At 57.5% G+C, this 20,818-nt stretch carries 20 protein-coding genes; 8 read left to right on the forward strand and 12 right to left on the reverse strand.

What is annotated here, in order from left to right; translation table 11 throughout:
- The first annotated feature begins 277 nt into the window (after positions 1-277).
- The 6 genes from msuE (at position 278) to MID00_RS07515 (ending at position 4,017) form a co-directional block, all read left to right on the forward strand.
- Positions 278-865 carry an FMN reductase gene (gene msuE / locus MID00_RS07490; protein ID WP_254500106.1) on the forward strand — a complete coding sequence of 196 codons (588 nt, stop codon included), beginning with the start codon at positions 278-280 and terminating at the stop codon, positions 863-865.
- Positions 862-2,022 carry an FMNH2-dependent alkanesulfonate monooxygenase gene (ssuD, locus tag MID00_RS07495; RefSeq protein WP_021447128.1) on the forward strand — a complete coding sequence of 387 codons (1,161 nt, stop codon included), beginning with the start codon at positions 862-864 and terminating at the stop codon, positions 2,020-2,022. The genes msuE and ssuD overlap by 4 nt, the downstream gene beginning before the upstream one ends.
- Positions 2,019-2,873: an amidohydrolase family protein gene (locus MID00_RS07500; RefSeq protein WP_021447129.1), complete on the forward strand. Its 855-nt coding sequence runs from the start codon at positions 2,019-2,021 to the stop codon at positions 2,871-2,873. Before ssuD ends, MID00_RS07500 begins: the two co-directional genes overlap by 4 nt.
- Positions 2,874-2,957: 84 nt before the next feature.
- Positions 2,958-3,248, forward strand: a complete 291-nt coding sequence (locus MID00_RS07505; RefSeq protein WP_254500107.1) for a nucleotidyltransferase family protein — start codon at positions 2,958-2,960, stop codon at positions 3,246-3,248.
- A complete protein-coding gene (locus MID00_RS07510; protein WP_009461193.1) occupies positions 3,245-3,466 on the forward strand; it encodes a DUF86 domain-containing protein in 222 nt (73 codons plus the stop codon). Before MID00_RS07505 ends, MID00_RS07510 begins: the two co-directional genes overlap by 4 nt.
- On the forward strand, positions 3,460-4,017 hold the full coding sequence (locus tag MID00_RS07515) for a recombinase family protein (RefSeq protein ID WP_254500108.1): 558 nt from the start codon (positions 3,460-3,462) through the stop codon (positions 4,015-4,017). The genes MID00_RS07510 and MID00_RS07515 overlap by 7 nt, the downstream gene beginning before the upstream one ends.
- A 123-nt stretch (positions 4,018-4,140) precedes the next feature.
- Here the strand turns inward: MID00_RS07515 and MID00_RS07520 are convergent, their stop codons facing one another.
- From MID00_RS07520 to dinB, 12 genes are all read right to left on the reverse strand, one after another.
- The gene (locus MID00_RS07520) at positions 4,141-5,439 is read right to left on the reverse strand and encodes an acyl-CoA dehydrogenase family protein (protein ID WP_254500109.1); all 1,299 of its coding nucleotides are present in this window, start codon (positions 5,437-5,439) and stop codon (positions 4,141-4,143) included.
- 12 nt (positions 5,440-5,451) lie between these two features.
- Positions 5,452-6,297 (reverse strand): MetQ/NlpA family ABC transporter substrate-binding protein, encoded by an 846-nt coding sequence (locus MID00_RS07525; RefSeq protein ID WP_254500110.1) that lies wholly within the window; start codon positions 6,295-6,297, stop codon positions 5,452-5,454.
- 71 nt (positions 6,298-6,368) lie between these two features.
- Complete coding sequence (locus tag MID00_RS07530) at positions 6,369-7,796, reverse strand: LLM class flavin-dependent oxidoreductase (RefSeq protein WP_254500111.1); 1,428 nt, start codon at positions 7,794-7,796, stop codon at positions 6,369-6,371.
- A gap of 16 nt (positions 7,797-7,812) precedes the next feature.
- Positions 7,813-8,637 (reverse strand): MetQ/NlpA family ABC transporter substrate-binding protein, encoded by an 825-nt coding sequence (locus tag MID00_RS07535; RefSeq protein WP_254500112.1) that lies wholly within the window; start codon positions 8,635-8,637, stop codon positions 7,813-7,815.
- Between the two features lie 165 nt (positions 8,638-8,802).
- Positions 8,803-10,002, reverse strand: a complete 1,200-nt coding sequence (locus MID00_RS07540; protein WP_254500113.1) for an SfnB family sulfur acquisition oxidoreductase — start codon at positions 10,000-10,002, stop codon at positions 8,803-8,805.
- Between the two features lie 4 nt (positions 10,003-10,006).
- Positions 10,007-11,272, reverse strand: coding sequence for an SfnB family sulfur acquisition oxidoreductase (locus MID00_RS07545; protein WP_009461202.1), 1,266 nt, complete (start codon positions 11,270-11,272; stop codon positions 10,007-10,009).
- 158 nt (positions 11,273-11,430) lie between these two features.
- Positions 11,431-12,093: a methionine ABC transporter permease gene (locus tag MID00_RS07550; RefSeq protein WP_026483900.1), complete on the reverse strand. Its 663-nt coding sequence runs from the start codon at positions 12,091-12,093 to the stop codon at positions 11,431-11,433.
- On the reverse strand, positions 12,065-13,270 hold the full coding sequence (locus MID00_RS07555) for a methionine ABC transporter ATP-binding protein (RefSeq protein WP_254500114.1): 1,206 nt from the start codon (positions 13,268-13,270) through the stop codon (positions 12,065-12,067). Before MID00_RS07555 ends, MID00_RS07550 begins: the two co-directional genes overlap by 29 nt.
- A gap of 1 nt (position 13,271) precedes the next feature.
- Complete coding sequence (locus MID00_RS07560) at positions 13,272-14,114, reverse strand: MetQ/NlpA family ABC transporter substrate-binding protein (RefSeq protein ID WP_254500115.1); 843 nt, start codon at positions 14,112-14,114, stop codon at positions 13,272-13,274.
- On the reverse strand, positions 14,114-14,941 hold the full coding sequence (locus tag MID00_RS07565) for a MetQ/NlpA family ABC transporter substrate-binding protein (RefSeq protein ID WP_254500116.1): 828 nt from the start codon (positions 14,939-14,941) through the stop codon (positions 14,114-14,116). Before MID00_RS07565 ends, MID00_RS07560 begins: the two co-directional genes overlap by 1 nt.
- 315 nt (positions 14,942-15,256) lie before the next feature.
- Positions 15,257-16,447: an acetylornithine transaminase gene (locus MID00_RS07570; protein ID WP_035269332.1), complete on the reverse strand. Its 1,191-nt coding sequence runs from the start codon at positions 16,445-16,447 to the stop codon at positions 15,257-15,259.
- 273 nt (positions 16,448-16,720) lie between these two features.
- Positions 16,721-17,839: a DNA polymerase IV gene (dinB, locus tag MID00_RS07575; RefSeq protein ID WP_060186641.1), complete on the reverse strand. Its 1,119-nt coding sequence runs from the start codon at positions 17,837-17,839 to the stop codon at positions 16,721-16,723.
- Positions 17,840-18,103: 264 nt separating this feature from the next.
- Here dinB and MID00_RS07580 point away from each other — a divergent pair, with 264 nt between their 5' ends.
- Together MID00_RS07580 and MID00_RS07585 are read left to right on the forward strand one after the other, a co-directional pair.
- On the forward strand, positions 18,104-19,675 hold the full coding sequence (locus MID00_RS07580) for an ABC transporter substrate-binding protein (protein ID WP_254500117.1): 1,572 nt from the start codon (positions 18,104-18,106) through the stop codon (positions 19,673-19,675).
- A gap of 155 nt (positions 19,676-19,830) precedes the next feature.
- On the forward strand, positions 19,831-20,817 hold the full coding sequence (locus tag MID00_RS07585; protein WP_009461210.1) for an ABC transporter permease: 987 nt from the start codon (positions 19,831-19,833) through the stop codon (positions 20,815-20,817).
- The last annotated feature ends 1 nt before the right edge of the window (position 20,818 follow it).

The following is a 20,818-nucleotide window of genomic DNA, read 5'->3' on the forward strand; positions in this document are numbered from 1 at the left end:
TCCCGTCCCGATCGCTTTATTTGACCCCGAAAAAGACCGGCGACGAACTCCTGACACAGTTCATGCCCATGCCATTTGGCAGCTCATTTTTTCACATTCAACAATACTGATTTTCATAAGCAAATCAAAAGAGTAAGGACACTTATCGACCATAAACACATGAGCGAATTGTCTTTCGTGGCCGCGGCGATCAGGCATGTAATACAAGGCATTGACTCGCACAGGTGCCCCCGTTTTCTGGCGGCACCTTGTTCTGATTTCACTGCAAGGAATTGCCATGAGCCGCCCTCTGAAAACCGTTATTGTGAATGGGAGCCTGCACCGTCCCTCCCGCACGCAAGTGCTGCTGGATGCGCTGCGCGACACACTGAACGACCAACTGGCACTGGACGTGCAAAACATCGAGCTGGTCAACCTGCTGCCCGAACTGGGTGCGGCCCTGTCCACCGATGCCTTGCCCGCCCATGCGCATCAGGCCATCACCGCCATTGAGCAGGCCGACTTTCTGATCGTGGGCTCGCCCATCTTTCGCGCAGGCATTCCGGGCTTGCTCAAGCACCTGTTCGATCTGCTCGACATGAATGCCCTGAACGGCACTCCCGTGCTGTTGGCCGCCACTGGCGGCAGCCAACGCCATGCCCTGGTCATCGAACACCAGCTACGGCCCCTGTTCAGCTTCTTCCAGGCGCTGACCCTGCCCATCGGGGTCTATGCCACTCCCGAGGAGATTCAGGACGGCGAAGTCACCAGCGCCGCCCTGCAACAGCACATCCAGCGCACCGTTGATCTGGCCATACCGGTACTGCACAGTATTCAAACGCGTTTGCCGCTGCGAAACTCTGTTCTGGAGGCGCAGGCAGCATGAGCCAAATCACCTCCACCACACCCGATATTTTCTGGTTCCTGCCCACCTCGGGCGATACCCGTTATCTGGGCAAATCCGACTTTGGCCGCGCGCCCACCAACGAGTATCTGCGCAGCATTGCCGTCACCAGCGAGAACCTGGGTTATGACGGCTTGCTGATTCCCACCGGCGCCTCCTGCCTGGACCCCTGGGTAGTGGCGGCCAGCCTGGTTCCTGTTACCCAGCGCATCAAGCTGCTGGTGGCGCTACGCACCTCCTTGGGCGCTCCCGTCTCCAGCGCACGTCAGGCAGCGTCCCTGGACCAGGCCCTGCATGGCCGTTTGCTGCTGAATGTAGTGCCTGGCGGCGATGCCACCGAATTGGCCGCCGAAGGCGTGTTTCTGGACCACGATGCCCGTTATGAATACGCCCATGAATACCTGACGATCTGGCGTCAATTGCTCTCTGGCGACACCGTGAATTTTCAGGGCAAGCATTTCAAGGTAGAGAATGGCCGCAACTTTTTCCCGCCTGTGCAAAAACCCTATCCGCCCTTGTACTTTGGCGGCTCCTCAGACGCCGCCCATGAACTGGCTGCCGAGCATGTCGATGCTTACCTGACCTGGGGCGAACCACCGGCTGCTGTGGGCAAGAAATTTGAGGACATCCGCCGCCGTGCCGCCGCCCGTGGTCGCAAATTGAGGCTGGGGGTGCGCTTGCACGTGATCGTACGTGAAACCAATGAAGAAGCCTGGGCCGAGGCGGATCGTCTGATCAGCAAATTGACGGACGAGGACATTGCCAAAGCACAGGCCAACTACGCCAGCATGGACTCGGTAGGCCAGAAACGCATGGCGGCCTTGCATGGTGGCCGTCGCGATCAGTTGGAAGTCTCGCCCAATCTGTGGGCAGGGGTGGGGCTAGTACGGGGCGGGGCAGGCACCGCACTGGTGGGCGACGCCCAAACCGTGGCCCAGCGCTTGCAGGAATACATAGACCTGGGTGCGGACTCCTTTGTGCTCTCGGGCTACCCCCATCTGGAAGAATCCATACGCTTTGCCGAGCTGGTGTTTCCACTTCTGGGCAAACGGGCCGTCACCGTCAGTGATCGCGCCCAGACCGGCGGTGCCTTTGACGCACGCGGTGTTCAAAATCAGCAACTTTCCTCTGCATCATGAGCCAGAAAATAATCGATCTACGCTGCCGACCTGCCTTTCTGCACAAGTTTTTCGGGGCCGAACCTGGTACGCCAGAACATGCCACCGCGCGTTGGCTGAATCGCCGCGTTGGCACTCGTGGCAGCGATACTCACTTTGAAAAGTCACTTAGCCAGGAAGGCTTTCTGGAAGAAGTGCGCCAGGCCGGACTAAGTAAAGCGGTCGTCGTAGGCCGCCACACACCGTCGCAACATTTGCCCAACGACACCATTCATCAGATCGTGCACGGACACGATGAATTGCTGGGCATTGCCGGTATTGATCCGGCTCTGCAAGGCGAGCAGCAAGCCCTGGCCGAGGCAGAACGCGCCATCAAGGAGCTGGGCTTGTCCGGCATTGATATCGAGCCGGGTTTTGGTGTTCCAGCACGTCACCCCGATGACCCGGTTTACTGGCCCGTTTACGAACTGGCGCGCCACCTGAAAGTACCCGTCTTTTTGATGAGTGGCCCCACCACGCCGGACCCGCGCTACAACGACCCGGCCGGGCTGGCCAAAGTGGCCAAAGCCTTCCCGGATCTGCCTTTAGTGGTCTATCACGGCTATTGGCCCAATGTGCAACAGGCCATAGGCCTGGCCTTTCTGCACGAGAACGTGCATCTGGTGCCGGATATGTACATTTTCCAGCCGGGAAACGAGGGCTATGTGCAGGCAGCCAATAGCTTCCTGTCCGAGCAATTGCTGTTTGGTTCGTCCTATACCTTCCGCCCGATTCGCCAGAGTATTGAGGACTTCCAGCAGCTGGGTTTCAAGGATGTAATTCTGGACAAGCTGTTTTATGACAATGCGGCCAGGCTGTTTCAACTCTCGTAATAATTTCGATCTGAGGAACCAGGCCTTGAAATCCCATTCTCGATAACTTACCGTTTTGATGAGTTTTGATAAGAAGGGATGACCATGCGTCCATCTGTTGTGCTCGACATGAACCGAGATGCAGTGCGTGAAGCCGTAAGCCGCTTTCGCACGGCGAATCCACGCGTCTTCGGTTCGGTACTACATGGCACCGACCAGGATGGCAGCGACATTGATTTGCTGGTTGACGCACTGCCTGGTGCGACGCTGTTTGACCTGGGAGGCCTGCAAGACGAGCTGGAATCACTGCTCGGTATTCACGTCGATTTGCTGACGCCCGGTGACCTACCACCTAAAGTCCGTGCCCAAGTGCTTGCAGAGGCGCAACCAGTATGAGCAAGTACCGTCTTCCGGATTACCTTGACCTCGAGTTCGCTCAGGCTCATGGACAAGTACCGTGGCGTAATATGCGCGGTATGCGCAACCGCATCGCCCACGGCTACTTCGACGTCAACCTCGATGTCGTGTGGGACACCGTGCAGACAGCACTACCGGAATTGCTTCAACAGTTACTTGCCGTTCGTCAGGATGCAGACGGCGACACGCCATGCTGATCGGCTATGCGCGCGTCTCGACGCAAGATCAGAACCTTGAATTGCAATGCGAAGCTTTGATTCAGGCTGGGTGCCAGAGGGTCTTTGAAGACAAGGTAAGTGGCACGCGAGCAAATAGTCCAGACTTGGTCAAAGCGCTCGAAATGCTGCGCGAGGGCGACACATTGGTGGTCTGGAAGCTGGACCGCTTGGGCCACTCAGTCAAGCAACTGGTCGATCTGATCAACGAACTGCGCACACAAGGTATCCAGTTCAGAAGCCTCACCGACTCCATCGACACCAGCACGCCGTCTGGTCGGTCCTTCTTCCACGTCATGGCCAGCCTGGCCGAGATGGACCGCGAACTGACAGTCGAACGTACCCGTACCGGGCTGGAAGTCGCCAAGCAGCTTGGCCGCAAGGGTGGTCGCAAACCCAAGATGAACGACAACAAAATCAAGTCAGCCAAGAAGCTGCTGGCCAGCGGTGTACCACTCAAGGACGTGGCCAAGAACCTGGACGTATCCGTTCCTACGCTTTATCGCTGGGTGCCAGCCTCATCACGCGCTTAACGTACTATTTTGTCGTTGATTTACCCTGAGAGGCTGCGCGCTCACGGCTGACAACATAAAGGGCACGATTAATTCGTGCCCTTTATGTTTTCAAGAGGCGGCCCCGCCTCTGGCCGCATCAGCTCAACTCCCCTTGGTCCCCACATGCCAGTAGTACACAGGCTCGGCCTCGTTCAGCAAAATATCCCCCACCGACCGAGCCTTGTAGATCACCGGATTGTGCGAGGCCAGGGCTCGCGCATTACGCCAATGTCTATCCAGACGACGGGACTCCTCCAGGGCCGTAGAGCCACCCACATCAAACAAGCGCGTGGCCGCCCGCAAGACAGGTTCCACTACAGCCACTTGCGCCTGTGCCGTTCGCAGTTCCAGGGCATCCAATGTTTCGCGGGAGACCTCCACACCCGTCTGCCGCTGATCCGCAATGCTTTGCAAATGAGCCGCCACATCACGTACCGCCAGTTGGGCAATATAGGCCGTGCTGGCCAGCTCTCCCACAATATGCTGCACCAAGGGGTCGTCCTTGGGCAGCGCGGCACTGCCGTGGCTAAAGACACGTTTGCGCGCCTGTACATAGGCCACTGCATCACGCTGCACGGCTTGAGCAATACCTGCCAGGGTCGCCAAATGCACCAGCTGAAAATAAGCCACCAAGGGTGTGGGCTCCTGGCGCGGAAAACGGATGATGGCGCTCTCGGGCACAAGCACATCCGTCAGCACCGTCGTGCCAGATCCCGTCAGCCTTTGGCCAAAGCCATGCCAGTCATCCAGACGCTCCACGCCGTCCTGATCGGTGGCAACGACCGCATGTACCGTTTCATCTTCCTGTTCCGTTCCTGTGCTGCGAGCCACCACCGTGACCCAATCAGCGTACAAGGTGCCCGTGCTGTAGAACTTGCGGCCATTCAGACGCCATTGACCGGCCTGCTCTGGATCGGGCTCCAGCGTGGTTTGCAACTGGCCTACAGCGCCCAAACCAGTCTCGGTCGTGGCATTACCAAAAATCGCCCCTTGGCCTGCCAATGGCAGCCACTGCGCTTGCGTGGCCTCATCCCGATCAATCAACAATCGGTCGATGAAACCGAAATGAGGGCGCAGAATTTGGGCGACATTTGAATCCGCCGCAGCCAGCTCCTGAAACAGCTCAAAGAACACCGGGATGGAGACACCGCTGCCACCCCATTGAGGCGGCACACGCAGAGCCGTAAAACCGCTATCTTTCAGCCACAGAATGGGCGCATAGGCCAAGGTACGGGTATGCTCGCGCTCCGCCGCAGTATCGGCAATGCGCTGAAAGAGGGCGCTGAAACGGGCACGCAAGGCGCCCAGATCGGAAGCTCGTGCACTTGCTGGCGCTGCCCTTTCTGGCACAGTCCGGCGTGGCGCAACATCAGAGGTCAAAACGGCAGTGTCAGTCATCATGATGTGCAGCCCTCAAGGAACCTGCGTAATGGAGGCATGACCCGCCGTCTTCCACGGCAAGGCATACAGCTTCTTGTCTCCCGCAAAAGACGTGTCGATCTGCGCGGCCACGGCAGGGGAGTTTTGATAAAGATCCACAAACTGGCGTATGCGCGGATCATCTCTATGGCCGCTTCTAGCCACAAAGCGAATCGCGTAGTACAGATCATCCACCGTGGAATACTGCAAGGCCTTGCTGGCCAGCTCGGCCTGCCCGGCGTTCACAAAATGGGCTGGATAGCCTTGGACCAAGGGCAGGTCATCGGCTGCGCGCACCAATTGCGGCCCTTCGACTTCCACAATGCGCAGCTTTCTGGGGTTGGCCGTCACATCATGAATCGAGGCACGTGCCTCCACACCCTCTTGCAGCTGAATCAGGCCAGCCGTCTGCAAAAGCAGCAGGCCGCGCGCCTGATTCACCGGGTCACTCGCCACCCCAACAGAAGCGCCTTCGGGCAGCGCATCCAAGGACGAATACTGCTTGGAATACAAGCCAATATTAGGCAATAAACCATAAGCCACACTTTCAATGGCATAGCCGCCTTCCTTGACGGCATTGTCCAGGAAAGCCTGATGCTGGAAGTAATTCAAATCCAGATCCCCGGAGGCCAAGGCCGTATTGGGCGTGGTCCAGTCGGTGAACTCAATCACCTCGACCTCCAGGCCCTGTTTCTTGGCCTCCTTGGCTGCCACGGCAACAGAATCGGCCAAAGAGCCGGGCGTGACGCCGATTTTCAATGCAGCAGCAGACACATGACCCGCTAGGCTCAAAGCTGCCAAGGCAAACACGGCACGAATAGAAAAACGGGCAAACAACATGATCCTGACCTTAAAAAAGGGGTCGTAAAAAATGATCCAACGCAGCAGATACTGGCTCTTTCTCGCCTTAATCAGCTTGCCTGCAAGGCAGAGGTAGCCGCCTCATCCGATCCCGCCTCCGGGGTCGAACCGGGCACCAAATGCCGCCACTGCGCGGCAGGGTGCGTGGCAGATACCCGATCTCCTTGTCCAAACAATTGCTGGCGCAGGGTTCCACCTTCATAGGCCGTGCGATAGCGGCCCCGGTTTTGCAGCTCGGGCACGATGTAGCTGGCAAAGTCTTCCCAGGTTTCAGGCACAACGATGCGGGTCAGATTGAAACCGTCGATCTCGCCTTCATCAATCCAGGTGCTTAGCGCATCCGCCACTTGCTGCGGGTCGCCCACAATGGTTTTGTAGCGGCTACCCAGCGTGAATTGCTCCAGCAGCTTGCGGCGCGTCGTCCAGCCTTGTTTCTGGGCTGCGGCCGCTGCGGATTGAATCGCGTTGCTGGGGCCAAAGCTGATGGGTTCATCCAGGTCATACTGGGCAAAGTCCACGCCGGTACTGGCCGCAAAATGCGCCAGGCCGCCCTCGGAACTGGCATGGGCCAGATAGTCGGCATACTTCTCTTTAGCCTCGGCTTCCGTAGCACCCGTAACGACCGCTACACCCGCATAAATCTTCAGGTCCTGCGCTTGCCGTCCCGCATTGACCGCTGCCTGACGCAGCTTGCGGGACGAGTCCCTGGCCGCTTCCGGGTCCCGCGCACCGATGAAAACCCCTTCAGCATGTTGCCCGGCAAACTGCAGCCCCCGCGCCGAAGTGCCTGCCTGGAACAGCAGAGGCGTGCGCTGAGGAGAGGGCGCGCTCATATGAATTGCATTGCTGCGATAAAACGGCCCTTCGTGATGCACGGTATGCACTTTCTCGGGCAGAGCATGGATACGACGCTGCTTGTCGGCAATCAGCGCGCCATCTTCCCAGCTGCCTTCCCACAGCTTGTAAGCCAATTGCAGAAAGTCCTCGGCCCGGTCGTAACGACTATCGTGTGCATCCAGACCATCCTGCCCCAAACCCCGCGCCCCGCTATCCACATAGCCAGTCACGATGTTCCAGCCTATGCGGCCATTGCTTAGCTGATCCAGCGTGCTGACATCGCGTGCGAAGGTGTAAGGGTGATGCGCCGCCACTGACGCTGTCAGACCAAAGCCAATATGTTGCGTGACGGCTGCCATGGCCGAGACCAGCAGCCAGGGGTTGTTCACCGGTAGTTGAATACCCTCGCGCAGCGTCAAGTCCACACCTTGCTGGTAAACGTCGTAATAGCCGACCACATCCGCCAGAAAGATGCCGTCGAACAAGCCTTTTTCCAGCGTTTGGGCCAGATCCGTCCAGTTCTTCAGAGTGTGATACTGCGTGGATTGATCACGCGGATGCGTCCACAAACCATGGTGGATGTGGCCGACGCAATTCATGTTGAAAGCGTTGATATGGATGTGTTTCTTGGGCTGCGTCATGGGGCATTCTCCTTGCTTAATGCGGCAACCAGGTCAGGCGATACAGCTTTTTCTCGCCCTGGTAGAACTGATCGATTGCCTCGCGCACCGCAGGCGATGTTTTGTAGACCTCCAGGAACTGGGCAATGCGCGGGTCTTTCGTCTTGTCGCTACGGGCCACAAACTGAATCGCCCAGGAGTCGTCCTCGTAACTGGTCAAGGACAAGGCTTTCGTAGCATCAAAGGCTTTGGAGGCCAGGATGAAATACGGAAAGCCTTGAGCCAGATCCACGTCCTGCGTGGCACGTGCCAATTGCGGGCCTTCCACTTCTACAAACTTCAGGTTCTTGGGGTTGGCAACAATGTCATCGGGAGTGCCCAGCAAGCCGGTTTCGGGGCGCAGCGTAATCAAACCTGCATGCTGCAACAGGCGCAGCCCACGGCCTACGTTGACGGCGTCACTGGCAATTGCCACTTTTGCGCCATCGGGCAAATCAGCCAACGTGGCATGCTTGAGGGAATACAGGCCCAGGTAAGACAAAATGCCCGGCTGCACGCTGACCAGCTTGAAGCCCTTGTCGCGCACGGCATTGGCCAGGTAATTACTGTTCTGGTAGTAGTTCAGATCAATATCGCCCGCATCCAGCGCCACATTCGGTGTGGCCCAATCGGTAAATTCGATCACCTGCACATCCACACCCTGCTTCTTGGCCTCCTGCGCGGCAACGGCTACCGAGTCCGCAAAAATGCCGGGAACAACGCCGATTTTCAATGGCGCAGCGGTCGCTGTGCTGCTCAACAAAACAGCAGTAGAAACCAGGCTAAACGCCGTCAGTTTTTTCAAAATCTTCGAGATAGTCATCAATCAACATCCAGATAAAAGAGAAAGATCTGTGGCCTGGAAAACAGGCCATATCGAAGCGCATATGTGTCTTGCTGGAACGTATTTACTGACATGCTTTGAGCCATACTGCGCAACGCTTCCTCACCCCTGCAGCCATGCCCAAACACAGCTTTCCAGGTGGCATCACAAAGCACCATGGCGCGGCGGGCGCACTCCATTCAGGGCGTAATTGCCAATGGCGTGGTACTTCCAGCGCACCGGGTCATGCAAGGTATGGACTCGGGCGTTACGCCAGTAGCGATCCAGCCCATGCTGGGCCTGCGTAGCGCTGGTGCCTGCCAGTTCAAATAACTTGCTGCCTGCCAGCACACTGGCACTGGTCGCCAAAGCCTTGGCCTGCGCAACGGCAATGGAGGCCTGAGCGACACTGTCCTCATCCGGTGCTTGCTGGGCGGCGTCCACAAAGCGGGCGGCGCGGGCCAGTAGCGCTTGCGCGGCACGCAAACGCACATGCACATTGCCCACCTCCTGCAGCAGCAAGGGGTCCTGTGCGGCGCTGTCCACGCCAGCGGTAATCCAGGGGCGGCTGTGCTCGCGGATAAAGGGCAAGGTGGCCGCAAAAGCCCCTTGGCCTATGCCCAAATCCAGTGCTGCATGGATGATCTGGGCATAGGGGCCAATGGTGGTCGGACGCTCGAAGGAATCCGTGAACGGCACAACCCATTGCGGCTGCACAGGAACACGCGTGAACTCCACCGACCCACTGCCTGTGACACGTTGGCCAAAGCCGTCCCAATCGTCTGTCAGCATGACGCCTGCAGCCCCACGCGGTACAAAAACCAGATACAGGCGGCCATCATCAGGCGAGGTCGTCAGCGTGGGAATCCAGTGTGCAAACAGCGAGCCCGTGCAATAGAATTTGCGGCCATCCACAAACCAGCCATCGGGTTCTTTCAGCAACTGCGTGCGACGGACAAAGTCCTTCTTGCCGATCTCTGCCAATGCATTGCCAAAGCGTTTGCCTTGCAGCACTTGATCGTAGAAAAAGGCTTTTTGCTCGTGCGTCGCCCCCACGCGCAACACTTCCAAGGCGTAGTAGTGGTTTTGCGGGATATGGCCAAAGTTGCCGTCGGCCTGGGCAATGCGCTGCACGACACGGGTGAGCACATCGGCGGAAACGCCCGCGCCGCCGTATTCTTTGGGGACCGTAATGCCCCATAAGCCACTTTGACTGAATTGCTCCACCTCTCGATGCGGCAAGATACGATCGCGATCACGCTCCAGCGCATGGTGGGCAATGGATTGTGCAAACTGCTCGGCGGCTTGCAGCGCTTCGGCCTCGGACTGGATGATGTGTACGGATGTAGAAAGCTGTGTTGTCATGGCCTCAGTTCCATTGGTGATAAGACGGCGAGGCGCCATTGAGCAGGTAATTACCCAGCAAGTGATATTTCCAGCGCACCGGGTCATGCAAGGTGTGCACGCGGGCGTTGCGCCAGTGGCGATCCAGGTTATGAGCCGCACGGGTGGACGACGAGCCGGCCAAGGCAAAGAGCTGTTCACTGGCATTCAAGGCGGCTTCCGTCGTCAGGATTTTGGCCTCGGCAACAGCCACGGAAGCACGGGCGCTGCTGTCTGCATCCACGGGCTTGGCGGCCAACTCATCCAGCAAACGCGCTGCCTCCAGCAAAACTTCCTGAGCGGCATCCACCTCAATCTGCAAGGCCCCGACTTCCTGAATGATATGAGGGTCCTGCGTGGCACTGGCCACACCCGAATCGGTCCAGGGGCGCGCACGATTACGGACAAATTCCAGTGCATCCTGCAAGGCCCCCTGAGCGATACCGGCATCAATACTGGCTTGAATCAGTTGAGAAATAGGACCCGACAGGGAAGGCTTGTCCACAAAACGCCAGCTTTCCAGCACATGGTCTTCCTCGACCAGGACCTGCTCGAACACCACACTGCCACTGGCGGTGGTGCGTTGCCCAAAAGCGTTCCAGTCATCAATCACCTGCACGCCGGGCGCATCACGACGCACCCAGACCTGTACGCCACGGCCTTGCTCATCCGCAGCCCGGAAAGGAATCCAATGGGCGAACAAGGCCCCGGTTGAATAAAAGCGTGTGCCGCTAACGCACAAGCGGCCATCCGCTGCCCGAGCAAGATGGGCAGTGATGTCGGTAATCACCGCTGCCTTGCCCTTTTTTTCCGGCCCGCCATTACCTAAACGCGCGCCTTGCAGCACCGCCTTGAACCAACGCTGCTTTTGAGATTCAGTGCCGGTGTCTTGCAGGTTCTGGATCAGCGCGAAATGGTTTTGCGGGATCTGCCCCAGAGAAGGGTCAGCCGCGCTGATGATGGCAAAAACCTGTACCAGCGTTTCATTGGAAACTTCCAGGCCGCCATAGGCTTTGGGAATAGTGATGGCACCCAAGCCGCTGGCGGTATAGCGCTCTATCTCGTCCCAGGGAAGCTGGCGCAGGCGATCGCGCTCGGCAGCAGTTTGGGCAAATTCAGCAGCCAATTGCCGGGCAATGGCGAGGGCTTCGGCTTCACTGCCAATCACATGCGGCTGTTGGGGGGGCAAGGGCAGACGCGGCTTTGCAGATGCTTGGGGCAAAGCTCCGCCCTGAGTAATCCGATCATTCATACGGCACTCTTTTCAATGACTAAAAACGGTAGGGATAGACGCAGCTTCCAGCACCTGCGTCACGGCTCAAGACAGGTCGTTCGAGCAAATAAAAAACATCACATTCACCGCAAAGGCGACGCCATTACGCGCAGCGTCAACCCCTGGCTAAGTGCGGATCAACGAGCTCGCAGCCATTGCACGTAGCGGTCGCCGGCAAACTGCACCACAGTCACTAAAGCAATCAACACGGCAATCACGATCAACATCACCTGCGTGTCAAAACGCTGATAGCCATAGCGGATTGCCAAGTCACCCAGGCCACCGGCACCAACTGCACCCGCCATGGCAGACGAGCTGATCAAGGCCACGATGGTGATGGTGAAGCCACCCACAATGCCGGGGAGTGCCTCGGGCAAATAAACGTGGCGCACGATGTCCCACTTCTTGCAGCCCATGGCTTGAGCCGCTTCAATCAGGCCCGAATCCACCTCGCGCAGGCTGACCTCGGCAATACGGGCAAAGAAAGGCGTGGCGCTGATTGCCAAGGGCACAATGGCCGCCCACACCCCAATCGTGGTGCCTGCCAGCAAGCGCGTGAAAGGAATCAGCGCAACCAGCAAAACAATGAAGGGCGTGGCCCGGAAACCATTGACCACGCTACCCACCGCCCGGTTGATCCTGGGCGACTCCCAAAAGCCATGGGGGGCCGTCACAATCAAGAGCACTGCCAGCGGAATACCGGCCAGAAAGGCAATGCCCCCAGACACGCCCACCATCATCAACGTGTCCAGAAAAGCCTGCCAATAACGCTCAGCGGGGATACTCAGATTCCACAACATATCCAATGTCCTCAATGTGATGCGCGATGGCCGCCGGGCCTTGCGTCAAAGATGTCAAATCGGGCAGGCTCACATGCCCCTCAATGGCGACCAGCAAACGTCCATGTGCATGGCCCTGAATGCGGTCCACGCCACCATGAACCAGCTGCGGCTGGCCGGGCAGGCTGCGGGCAATGCGCAGCAAATCCGGCTCCCAGCCACCTTCGCCGCTATAGCTCAATTGCAGGATGCGGCTGTACGTGCCAGTTTTAGGAGGCTGCTGTACCAGACATGCCTGCAAGTCCTCCGGCAGTGTGTGCTGCAAAGGTGCCAGCAGTGCCTTGGTGGCGTCATGCTGCGGTTTGCCAAACACGCGCCAGACCTCGCCCAGCTCGGCAATGCGGCCTTTTTCCAGCACCAGCACGCGGTCGGCAATTTCACGGATCACGCTCATCTCGTGCGTAATCAGTACGACGGTGATACCCAAACGGCGGTTAATGTCCTTGAGCAAACTCAGAATGGATTGCGTAGTCTCCGGGTCCAGCGCCGAAGTGGCTTCGTCACACAGCAAAATCTCCGGGCCGGTTGCCAAGGCGCGAGCAATGCCCACGCGCTGCTTTTGCCCACCCGACAAACGACTGGGATAGGTATCGGCCTTATCTTGCAAGCCGACCAGTTGCAGCAGTTCCTGAACACGCTGAGCAATGTCTTGTGCCGACACCCCGGCCACCTTCAAGGGCAAAGCCACGTTCTCGTACACCGTTTTGGCAGACAACAAATTGAAGTGCTGAAAAATCATGCCGATGCGGCGACGCAGCTGCACCAGTTCCGATTCATTCAAGTGGGCAATATCCACGCCATCCACCAGTACCTGGCCGCTGCTCGGGCGCTCCAGCCGGTTGATGGTGCGCAGCAAGCTGGATTTACCCGCGCCGCTACGGCCAATAATGCCGAAGATGCTGCCTGGCGCGATGTCCAGATCAATGTCCTGCAAGGCAGGCACGGCGCCTGCCGAAGACTGATAGATTTTGGACAGATTGCGAAAAGCCACGCTGCCTGCCTTGACGACGCTGGGTTGCTGTTCCAGTTCCGCTTTGGCAGACGCACTGGCCTTATGAACCTCGCGCTGTCCTGCGGCCTGTTCGGCGGTGTCCCGCAGCTCGTCCAAATTACGCCGTAGTGCTGATGTGTATGCCATATCACTTGCTCGCTGTGCTGCTGCCTTGCCAGGGCAAGGTGTACAGATGGGGGTTGTGATCAAAGCGGTCTGCAATCGTGTTGCGTACCGCTTGCGACTGCTGGAACAGCTCCACGAACTGTTTCAGGGCAGGGTCGTTGACGCGGTCTTTACGCGTGACAAAACCCATTGCATAAAAGGTGTCGGCAATGCCGGAATAGACCAGGGCCTTGCCCGCATCCGCCTTGCGGCCAGCGCTGACGAAATAGCTGGGCCAGACGACAGCCAAATCCACATCCGGCAAGGAATGGATCAGTTGCGGGCCTTCAATTTCCACCAGCTTGAGCTGCTTGGGGTTGTCCACCACATCATTGACCGTGGCTCCGGTATCCAGACCATGACGCAAGGTGATCAGGCCCGCTTTTTGCAGCAGCAACAGGCCACGGCCCTGATTGACCGGATCATTCGGCAAGGACACGGTTGCGCCCTTGGGAACCTGGTCCAGAGACTGATACTTGTTCGAGTACAGGCCAATGTTTTGCAGCAAGCCCAGACCAATCAGTTCCAGGTCGTAACCACGCTCTTTGATGGCATTGTTCAGAAAGGCTTGGTGCTGGAAGAAATTCACATCAATATCGCCGTTGTTGACGGCCTCGTTGGGCAGCGTCCAATCCGTAAATTCCACCAACTGAATATCCAGACCCTGCTTTTTGCCTTCCGGGATCAGCGCTTGCACCGCATCCGAGGTTGCACCGGGAATGGAGCCCACTTTGATCACGGCGGCAGAGCTGCTGAACGGCAGGGCAGCGGCAAACAGAATGCCCAGCGCCCAACGCTGCAGGCGAGAGGAGAAGATCGCAGCCATTATTTCGCCTCTCCTTGGGTATTCAGCCAGGCCAGGGTGTAGAGGCGTTCGTCGTTATTGAATGCCGCACGCGACACGTCACGTACAGACTGCGAGTTTTGATAGATGGAAATGAACTTTTGAATGACAGGATCGTTGGTACGGTCCGCTTTCACCACGAACTGAATGGCAAACTGCGCATCTTCAATACCGGAGTAGGCCAGACCACTGGAAGGATCAAAGGCTTTGGCCGCCACGATGAAATGCGGATAGCCTTGGGCAATATCCACATCACCCGTAATACGCACCAGCTGCGGGCCTTCTACTTCCACAAAGCTGAGCCTTTTGGGGTTCTCCACAATGTCATCCAGGCTGCCCAGATAACCGACCTCTGGCTTGAGCTTGATCAACCCGACTTTTTGCAGCAAGAGCAGACCACGCCCCTGGTTCACGGGGTCGTTGGCAATGCCTACCTTGCCGCCCTGAGGGACCTGGTCCACCGCCTGATGCTTGAGCGAATACACTCCCACATTGGCCAAAATACCCGTGCCCGCGCTGGCCAGCTTGTAGCCGTTTTTCTCGATGGCGTTCTTCAGGAAAGGCTGATGCTGGAAGTAATTGATATCAATATCGCCGTTATCCACCGCCACATTGGGCGTGGTCCAGTCGGTGAACTCGATCACCTCGACATTAATGCCTTGGGCCTTGGCATCCTGGGCCGCGGCATTGATGGAATCGGCATAGGCGCCCGGCACCACGCCAATGCGTAAAGAATCGGCGGCAATGGCCGGAGAAACAGCCAGCACAAGGGCACTAGCTACGATGAGTTTGGACAGTTGCTGGAGCATGGTAAACAGTGCCTCACGGGGTGGGCCTGCGCTTGCAGGCAAATCTTGGAAGCTTCTATTACATCGACTCCATTCCCCTGGCACCACAACAGAACAATCATTTACTTATGCTGGCTAACTGCTGGATAAAATTACTTCAAGTTATTGATATTTATATTATTTTTGAAAATAAACTAAATACTGCCAACGATGGCATTTGTGATATTTCATGCGCGTTTCAAGTTAGCAGCGCGGTGCTACCCACATACGTCTGCAGCCTCTCAAGACCAAAAAAAATCCGCCCGAAGGCGGATTTCTGTACAGCAAGCTGGCCGCTTAGCCGCGAACCTTGACCAGGATTTCGTCCAGCCAGGCCAGCATCAGGTCGATTTCGTCGGCCGTGATGTTCAGGGCTGGCATGAAACGCAGCAGGTTAGGACGTGGCGAGTTCAGCAGCATGCCTTCTGGAGCGCGGTCGCGGGCAGCAGCGACGATTTCCGGGCCGTCGTCCTGATCCAGGATCAGAGCACGCAGCAGGCCTTCACCACGCTCACCGTTCATGCCCCACTTGGCGCTGATGGCCAGCAGGCCTTCGGACAGCTGCTTGGCGCGGGCGTTGACCGAAGCCAGGAAGCCAGGAGCAGCCAGTTCGTCGAACACGGCCACGCCAGCAGCGGTCATCAGGGGGTTACCGTTGTAGGTACCGCCCTGGTCGCCTGGCTGGAAGCAGGACACTTCTTCGCGGGCACACAGTGCCGACAAAGGCACACCACCACCAATGCCTTTACCCAGAGTCATGATGTCAGGACGGATGCCCGAGTGTTCGTAGGCAAACATGGTGCCGGTACGGCCCATGCCGGTTTGCACTTCGTCCACGATCAGCAGCAATTTGTGCTCGTCGGCCAGAGCGCGCAGTCCCTTCATGAATTCCACGGTCGCGGGAATAACACCAGCCTCGCCCTGTACGGGTTCGAGCATGATGCCCACGGTTTGATCGTCGATCAGCGCGCGCACGGATTCCAGATCATTCAGTTTGGCTTTAGGAAAGCCATCGACCTGAGGGGCGAACATGCGATCCCAGCCGGGTTTGCCGGACAGGGACATGGTGGCCAGGGTACGGCCATGGAAAGAGTGCTCAAAAGAAATGATCTTGTAAGCGTTGTTCTTGTTGATCTGACCCCATTTGCGCGCCAGCTTGATGGCGCCTTCGTTGGCTTCGCCACCACTGTTGGCAAAGAACACGCGGTCAAAGCAGGAGTGCTCCACGATGCGCTTGGCCAACTCGATAGAGGGCTCGTTGTAGAACGCAGGCGAGGGGTTGATCAATTTGGACGCTTGTTCGGTGATCGCCTTGATCACGTTGGCAGGGCTGTGGCCCAGCGCGTTCACGGCCCAGCCCTGGACGGTGTCCAGGTATCGCTTGCCGTTGTGATCTTGCAGCCAGGAACCTTCTCCTCGCACAAAGACCAACTCCGGACGCTGGGTAATTTCCATTAATGCACGTACACCGGCCCGATCGAATTCCATAACGGCAAACCTTGATGAAAATGAAAGAAGAAAAAATAAACCAGCCCGGCGGCTGGACAATTAATTCTAACGCAGCACACCCCCAGCAGGACGCTTATGCCTGGGACAATGGCCATCTGGCCGTGGATTGTCCCTTTTCTGGTACACATCCGCGCCCTGGCAGGCGCCAAAGCGTTTTAAGCCTGAAATCTTTGCACGGTATCGGGGTGGGAGTCGCCGGGACGCGTTTGTATAAAACCTGTCATCCAAGCAGCCTTCCAAAGATCTGCCTGCCTAAAACAAACCGTCCAGATCCAGTTGACGAGGCTGCTCCTGCGGCATTTCACTGATGGGCAGCAGAGCGCTGGCTTTCACACCCAGCAAGCGCAAGCGTCTGTCCAGCACGGCGCGTTTCAGATTCTGGCGGGCAGCAGCCAGAATGGCATCCGCCGCCAGCACGGGAGCGGGCAGGGACAGGTCGCGCGTCACGGTTTTGAAGTCCTCGAACTTCAGCTTGATTCCTATGGTTTGGGCGCACATGGCGGATTTGCGTAAATCCTGCTCCAGCTTTTCACACAGGGACTCCAGCACGGCAGACAGGCGGGACCGATCCATGCGCACGTGCAGATCACGCTCGAAGGTGGTTTCACGACTGATGGATTTAGGCGTGCGGTCGGTGGATAAGGGGCGCTCGTCCTGGCCTTGAGCCACGGCCATTAGCCATTGCGCGTAGCGCAGGCCAAAATGTTCCTGCAATTTTTCTGCAGGTGTAGCGGCCAGTTCCCCGATCTTCTGTATGCCCATTTCCGTCAGTTTCACGACCGACTTGGGACCAATGCCATTGATCTTGCCCACGGCCAGCGGCCAGATGCGGGTAGGCACATCGTCCATGGTCAGCACACAGGCCCCATTGGGCTTGTTCAGTTCTGAGGCAATTTTGGAGAGCAATTTGTTGGGAGTGATGCCTACCGAACAGGTCAGGCCCGTAGCCTGATTCACGGCTTGTCGAATCTGCTCAGCCAGCTCGTGGCTGTCTTCGGTTTTATGGCTGAGGTCCACATAGATCTCGTCGATACCCCGGTCCTCGATATGGTCCGAGACCGTGGCTACGGCCTGTTTAAACAAGCGCGAATAATGGCGGTAGGCTTGAAAATCGGCAGGCAGCAAGATGGCATCGGGGGCCAGTTGGGCCGCCTTCATTAAACCCATGGCCGAGAACACACCCAGCTGACGCGCTTCATAGGTCGAAGTCGTGGCCACCCCGCGCCCAACATAATCAGCCAGACGGGCATGTTGCCAGCTGCCATCGGGCAATTGCCTGGGCGCATCAGCACTGCGCCCGCCAATCACCACGGGACTGCCGCGCAAATGCGGGTAGCGCAGCAGCTCCACCGAGGCATAAAACGCATCCATATCCACATGAGCAATACGCCGCTCCAGAGGTTTTTCTTCTTGTGCCGCCACCTTGATCAGCCTGTTAACTGTATATATGTACACCATTATAGCGACAAGTCAGCGGTGCACCGAGAGCCACTGAATAAGCGCCGGGATGATATAAATCACTAAACATCATTAAGCTGACAGCAGGCTGAAACTACGTATTGAATCGGCAGCAAGCGCCCGGTTACTATGCAGCCTCTCTATCAGCGACACCAAGCACCCCAACAGGAGGTTTTCATGAAAAAAACAGTATTGGCTGCTGCGCTGGCAGCTCTGGTCGCCCTGCCCTTGGTGGGCCACAGCAAAACGCTTACCTGGTCCAGCCAGGGCGACTTCATGACGCTGGACCCACACGCACAGAACGAAAACCTCACGATCACAGGCAGCATGTATGTCTATGAGGCGCTGGTGGACTACGACAAGGATTTCCAGATTGTGCCCAGCCTGGCCACGGCCTGGGAACAACGTGAACCTACTGTGTGGCGCTTTACGCTGCGCGAAGGGGTGAAATTCCACGACGGCGCTCCCTTTACCGCCGATGACGTGGTGTTCTCCATTCAACGCGCCATGGCCCCTACGTCCAACTTCAAGGCCTACGTGAACGGCATCGTCAAGGCTGAAAAAGTGGACGACAAGACCGTGGACATTGTTACTGCCGCTCCCAACCCGGTTCTGCTGCGCCAATTGACCAGTGTGTTCATCATGAACAAGGCCTGGTCGGAAAAGAATAATGTGACCCAGCCCCAGGACTTCAACAAGAACGAAGAAACCTTCTCGGCTCGCAACACCAACGGTACTGGCCCTTACAAGCTGAAGTCACGTGAAGTGGACGTACGCACCGTCTTTGTCGAAAACGAAGAATGGTGGAACAAGGGCAACAAGGTGGGTAATGTCACCGAAGTGATCTACGTCCCGATCAAGCAGAACGCCACCCGTACCGCCGCCTTGCTGTCGGGCGAAGTGGACCTGGTTCTGGACCCGCCTGCGCAGGACTTGCAGCGTCTGCGCCAGCAAACCAAGATTGTGGAAGGCAACGAGTACCGCACCATCTACCTGGGTCTGGACCAAAAGAATCCGGAACTGAAGTACAGCAGCATCAAGGGCAAGAACCCCTTTGCTGACCAGCGTGTGCGTGAAGCCCTGTACGTGGCCATCGACATTGAAGCCATCAAGAAAGCCGTGATGCGCGGTTCTTCCGCCCCCACCGGCACCATGGTGGCCCCTCAGGTTCACGGCTACACCAAGGAATTGGCCCAGCGCCTGCCTTACAGCCAGGACCGCGCCAAGGAACTGCTGAAAGAAGCCGGTTACGACAATTCCCTGACCTTCACCCTGGATTGCCCGAACGATCGCTACATCAACGATGAAGCCATCTGCCAAGCCATTGTGGGCATGTGGGCCAAAGTCGGCGTGAAAGCCAACCTGAACGCCATGCCGCGCGCCACCTACTTCCCCAAAGTTCAGAGCTACGACAGCAGCGCCTACATGTTTGGCTGGGGCGTTCCAACCTTTGATGCGCTCTACACCCTGCAAAGCCTGATGCACAGCAAGGGCGAGGGCGCTGACGGCTCCTTTAACTTCGGTAACTACGAAAACGCCGAAGTGGACGCCTTGATCGACCAGATCAAGACCGAAACCGACACCGCCAAGCGCGATGCGGCCATCCACAAGGTTCTGGAAATTCATGCCAAGGAAGTGGGCCACATTCCCCTGCATGACCAGATCATTCCTTGGGCCATGGCCAAGAAGGTCAACGTGATTCATCGTGCGGACAACCGCATGCTGGCCCAATGGACCACCATCGACTAAGTTGTTTTCATACCCCAGCCCCGCCTCCGTGCGGGGCTGGTTCCCATTACGCTGTAGTCATCCGTTTCTACACCAGCCCCCTTGCCGGGCCCTTTTTACACATTAAGGACGACACTGGTCGCGAGTGATCCTCGCGCTCTACCAGGAGACCGCCTATGCTGGTATTTATTATTCGCCGTCTGATCCAGGCTGTTCTGGTGATGCTGACGGTCAGCCTTCTGGCTTTTGTGCTGTTCCGCTACATTGGTGACCCGGTCACCATCATGCTGGGACAGGACGCCACCGAACAAGATCGCGTGGAACTGCGTGCCAGCCTGGGGCTGGACCAACCCGCTCCCGTGCAATTCGGACGCTTTGTATCCCAGGCCGTACAAGGCGAATTTGGCCTGTCCCTGCGGCAAGCCCAACCGGTTTCCACGCTACTGAAAGACCGCCTGCCTGCCACGGTAGAGCTGTCCGTGGTGGCCGCCATACTGGCCTTGCTGATAGGCCTGCCGCTAGGGGTGTACACCGCCTTGAAGCGCAATGGGTTCATGGCGCAGAGCATTCTGGCCTTTTCATTGCTGGGGATCTCTCTGCCCACCTTCCTGATCGGTATCTTGCTGATCCTGATCTTCTCCGTGCAATTGGGCTGGCTGCCCAGCTATGGCCGGGGCGAAGTCCTGAAGTTTGGCTGGTGGAGTACCGGCCTGCTTAGCTGGGACGGGATCAAGCATTTGATCCTGCCCGCCATCACGCTCTGTTTGTTCCAGCTCACGCTGATCCTGCGTCTGGTGCGCTCCGAGATGCTGGAAGTACTGCGCGCCGACTACATCAAATTTGCTCGTGCCCGTGGCCTGTCGCAACGCGCCATCCACTTTGGCCACGCCCTGAAAAACACCATGGTGCCGGTTATCACCATCACGGGGCTGCAACTGGGCGGCATCATCGCCTTTGCCATCGTGACGGAAACCGTTTTCCAATGGCCGGGCATGGGTCTGCTGTTTATCCAGGCCGTGCAATTTGCCGACATCCCCGTGATGGCGGCCTATCTCTGTCTGATTGCCCTGGTATTTGTTGTGATCAACCTGCTGGTAGACCTGCTGTACTTCCTGGTCGATCCACGTCTGCGCACCCAATTGTCGGGCGCCAAGGGGCACTAAT

It is taken from the genome of Alcaligenes sp. NLF5-7 (genome assembly GCF_024266725.1).
Classification (GTDB): domain Bacteria; phylum Pseudomonadota; class Gammaproteobacteria; order Burkholderiales; family Burkholderiaceae_B; genus Alcaligenes; species Alcaligenes phenolicus.

Coding starts and splice junctions, on each gene's coding strand:
- MID00_RS07570 (WP_035269332.1), bottom strand. CDS start 16,447: ATGGAATTCGATCGGGCCGGTGTACGTGCATTAATGGAAATTACCCAG.
- MID00_RS07545 (WP_009461202.1), bottom strand. CDS start 11,272: ATGAATGATCGGATTACTCAGGGCGGAGCTTTGCCCCAAGCATCTGCA.
- MID00_RS07520 (WP_254500109.1), bottom strand. CDS start 5,439: ATGATGACTGACACTGCCGTTTTGACCTCTGATGTTGCGCCACGCCGG.
- MID00_RS07525 (WP_254500110.1), bottom strand. CDS start 6,297: ATGTTGTTTGCCCGTTTTTCTATTCGTGCCGTGTTTGCCTTGGCAGCT.
- ssuD (WP_021447128.1), top strand. CDS start 862: ATGAGCCAAATCACCTCCACCACACCCGATATTTTCTGGTTCCTGCCC.
- MID00_RS07540 (WP_254500113.1), bottom strand. CDS start 10,002: ATGACAACACAGCTTTCTACATCCGTACACATCATCCAGTCCGAGGCC.
- dinB (WP_060186641.1), bottom strand. CDS start 17,839: ATGGATGCGTTTTATGCCTCGGTGGAGCTGCTGCGCTACCCGCATTTG.
- MID00_RS07565 (WP_254500116.1), bottom strand. CDS start 14,941: ATGCTCCAGCAACTGTCCAAACTCATCGTAGCTAGTGCCCTTGTGCTG.
- MID00_RS07530 (WP_254500111.1), bottom strand. CDS start 7,796: ATGACGCAGCCCAAGAAACACATCCATATCAACGCTTTCAACATGAAT.
- MID00_RS07505 (WP_254500107.1), top strand. CDS start 2,958: ATGCGTCCATCTGTTGTGCTCGACATGAACCGAGATGCAGTGCGTGAA.
- MID00_RS07560 (WP_254500115.1), bottom strand. CDS start 14,114: ATGGCTGCGATCTTCTCCTCTCGCCTGCAGCGTTGGGCGCTGGGCATT.
- MID00_RS07515 (WP_254500108.1), top strand. CDS start 3,460: ATGCTGATCGGCTATGCGCGCGTCTCGACGCAAGATCAGAACCTTGAA.
- msuE (WP_254500106.1), top strand. CDS start 278: ATGAGCCGCCCTCTGAAAACCGTTATTGTGAATGGGAGCCTGCACCGT.
- MID00_RS07510 (WP_009461193.1), top strand. CDS start 3,245: ATGAGCAAGTACCGTCTTCCGGATTACCTTGACCTCGAGTTCGCTCAG.
- MID00_RS07550 (WP_026483900.1), bottom strand. CDS start 12,093: ATGTTGTGGAATCTGAGTATCCCCGCTGAGCGTTATTGGCAGGCTTTT.
- MID00_RS07535 (WP_254500112.1), bottom strand. CDS start 8,637: ATGACTATCTCGAAGATTTTGAAAAAACTGACGGCGTTTAGCCTGGTT.
- MID00_RS07500 (WP_021447129.1), top strand. CDS start 2,019: ATGAGCCAGAAAATAATCGATCTACGCTGCCGACCTGCCTTTCTGCAC.
- MID00_RS07585 (WP_009461210.1), top strand. CDS start 19,831: ATGCTGGTATTTATTATTCGCCGTCTGATCCAGGCTGTTCTGGTGATG.
- MID00_RS07555 (WP_254500114.1), bottom strand. CDS start 13,270: ATGGCATACACATCAGCACTACGGCGTAATTTGGACGAGCTGCGGGAC.
- MID00_RS07580 (WP_254500117.1), top strand. CDS start 18,104: ATGAAAAAAACAGTATTGGCTGCTGCGCTGGCAGCTCTGGTCGCCCTG.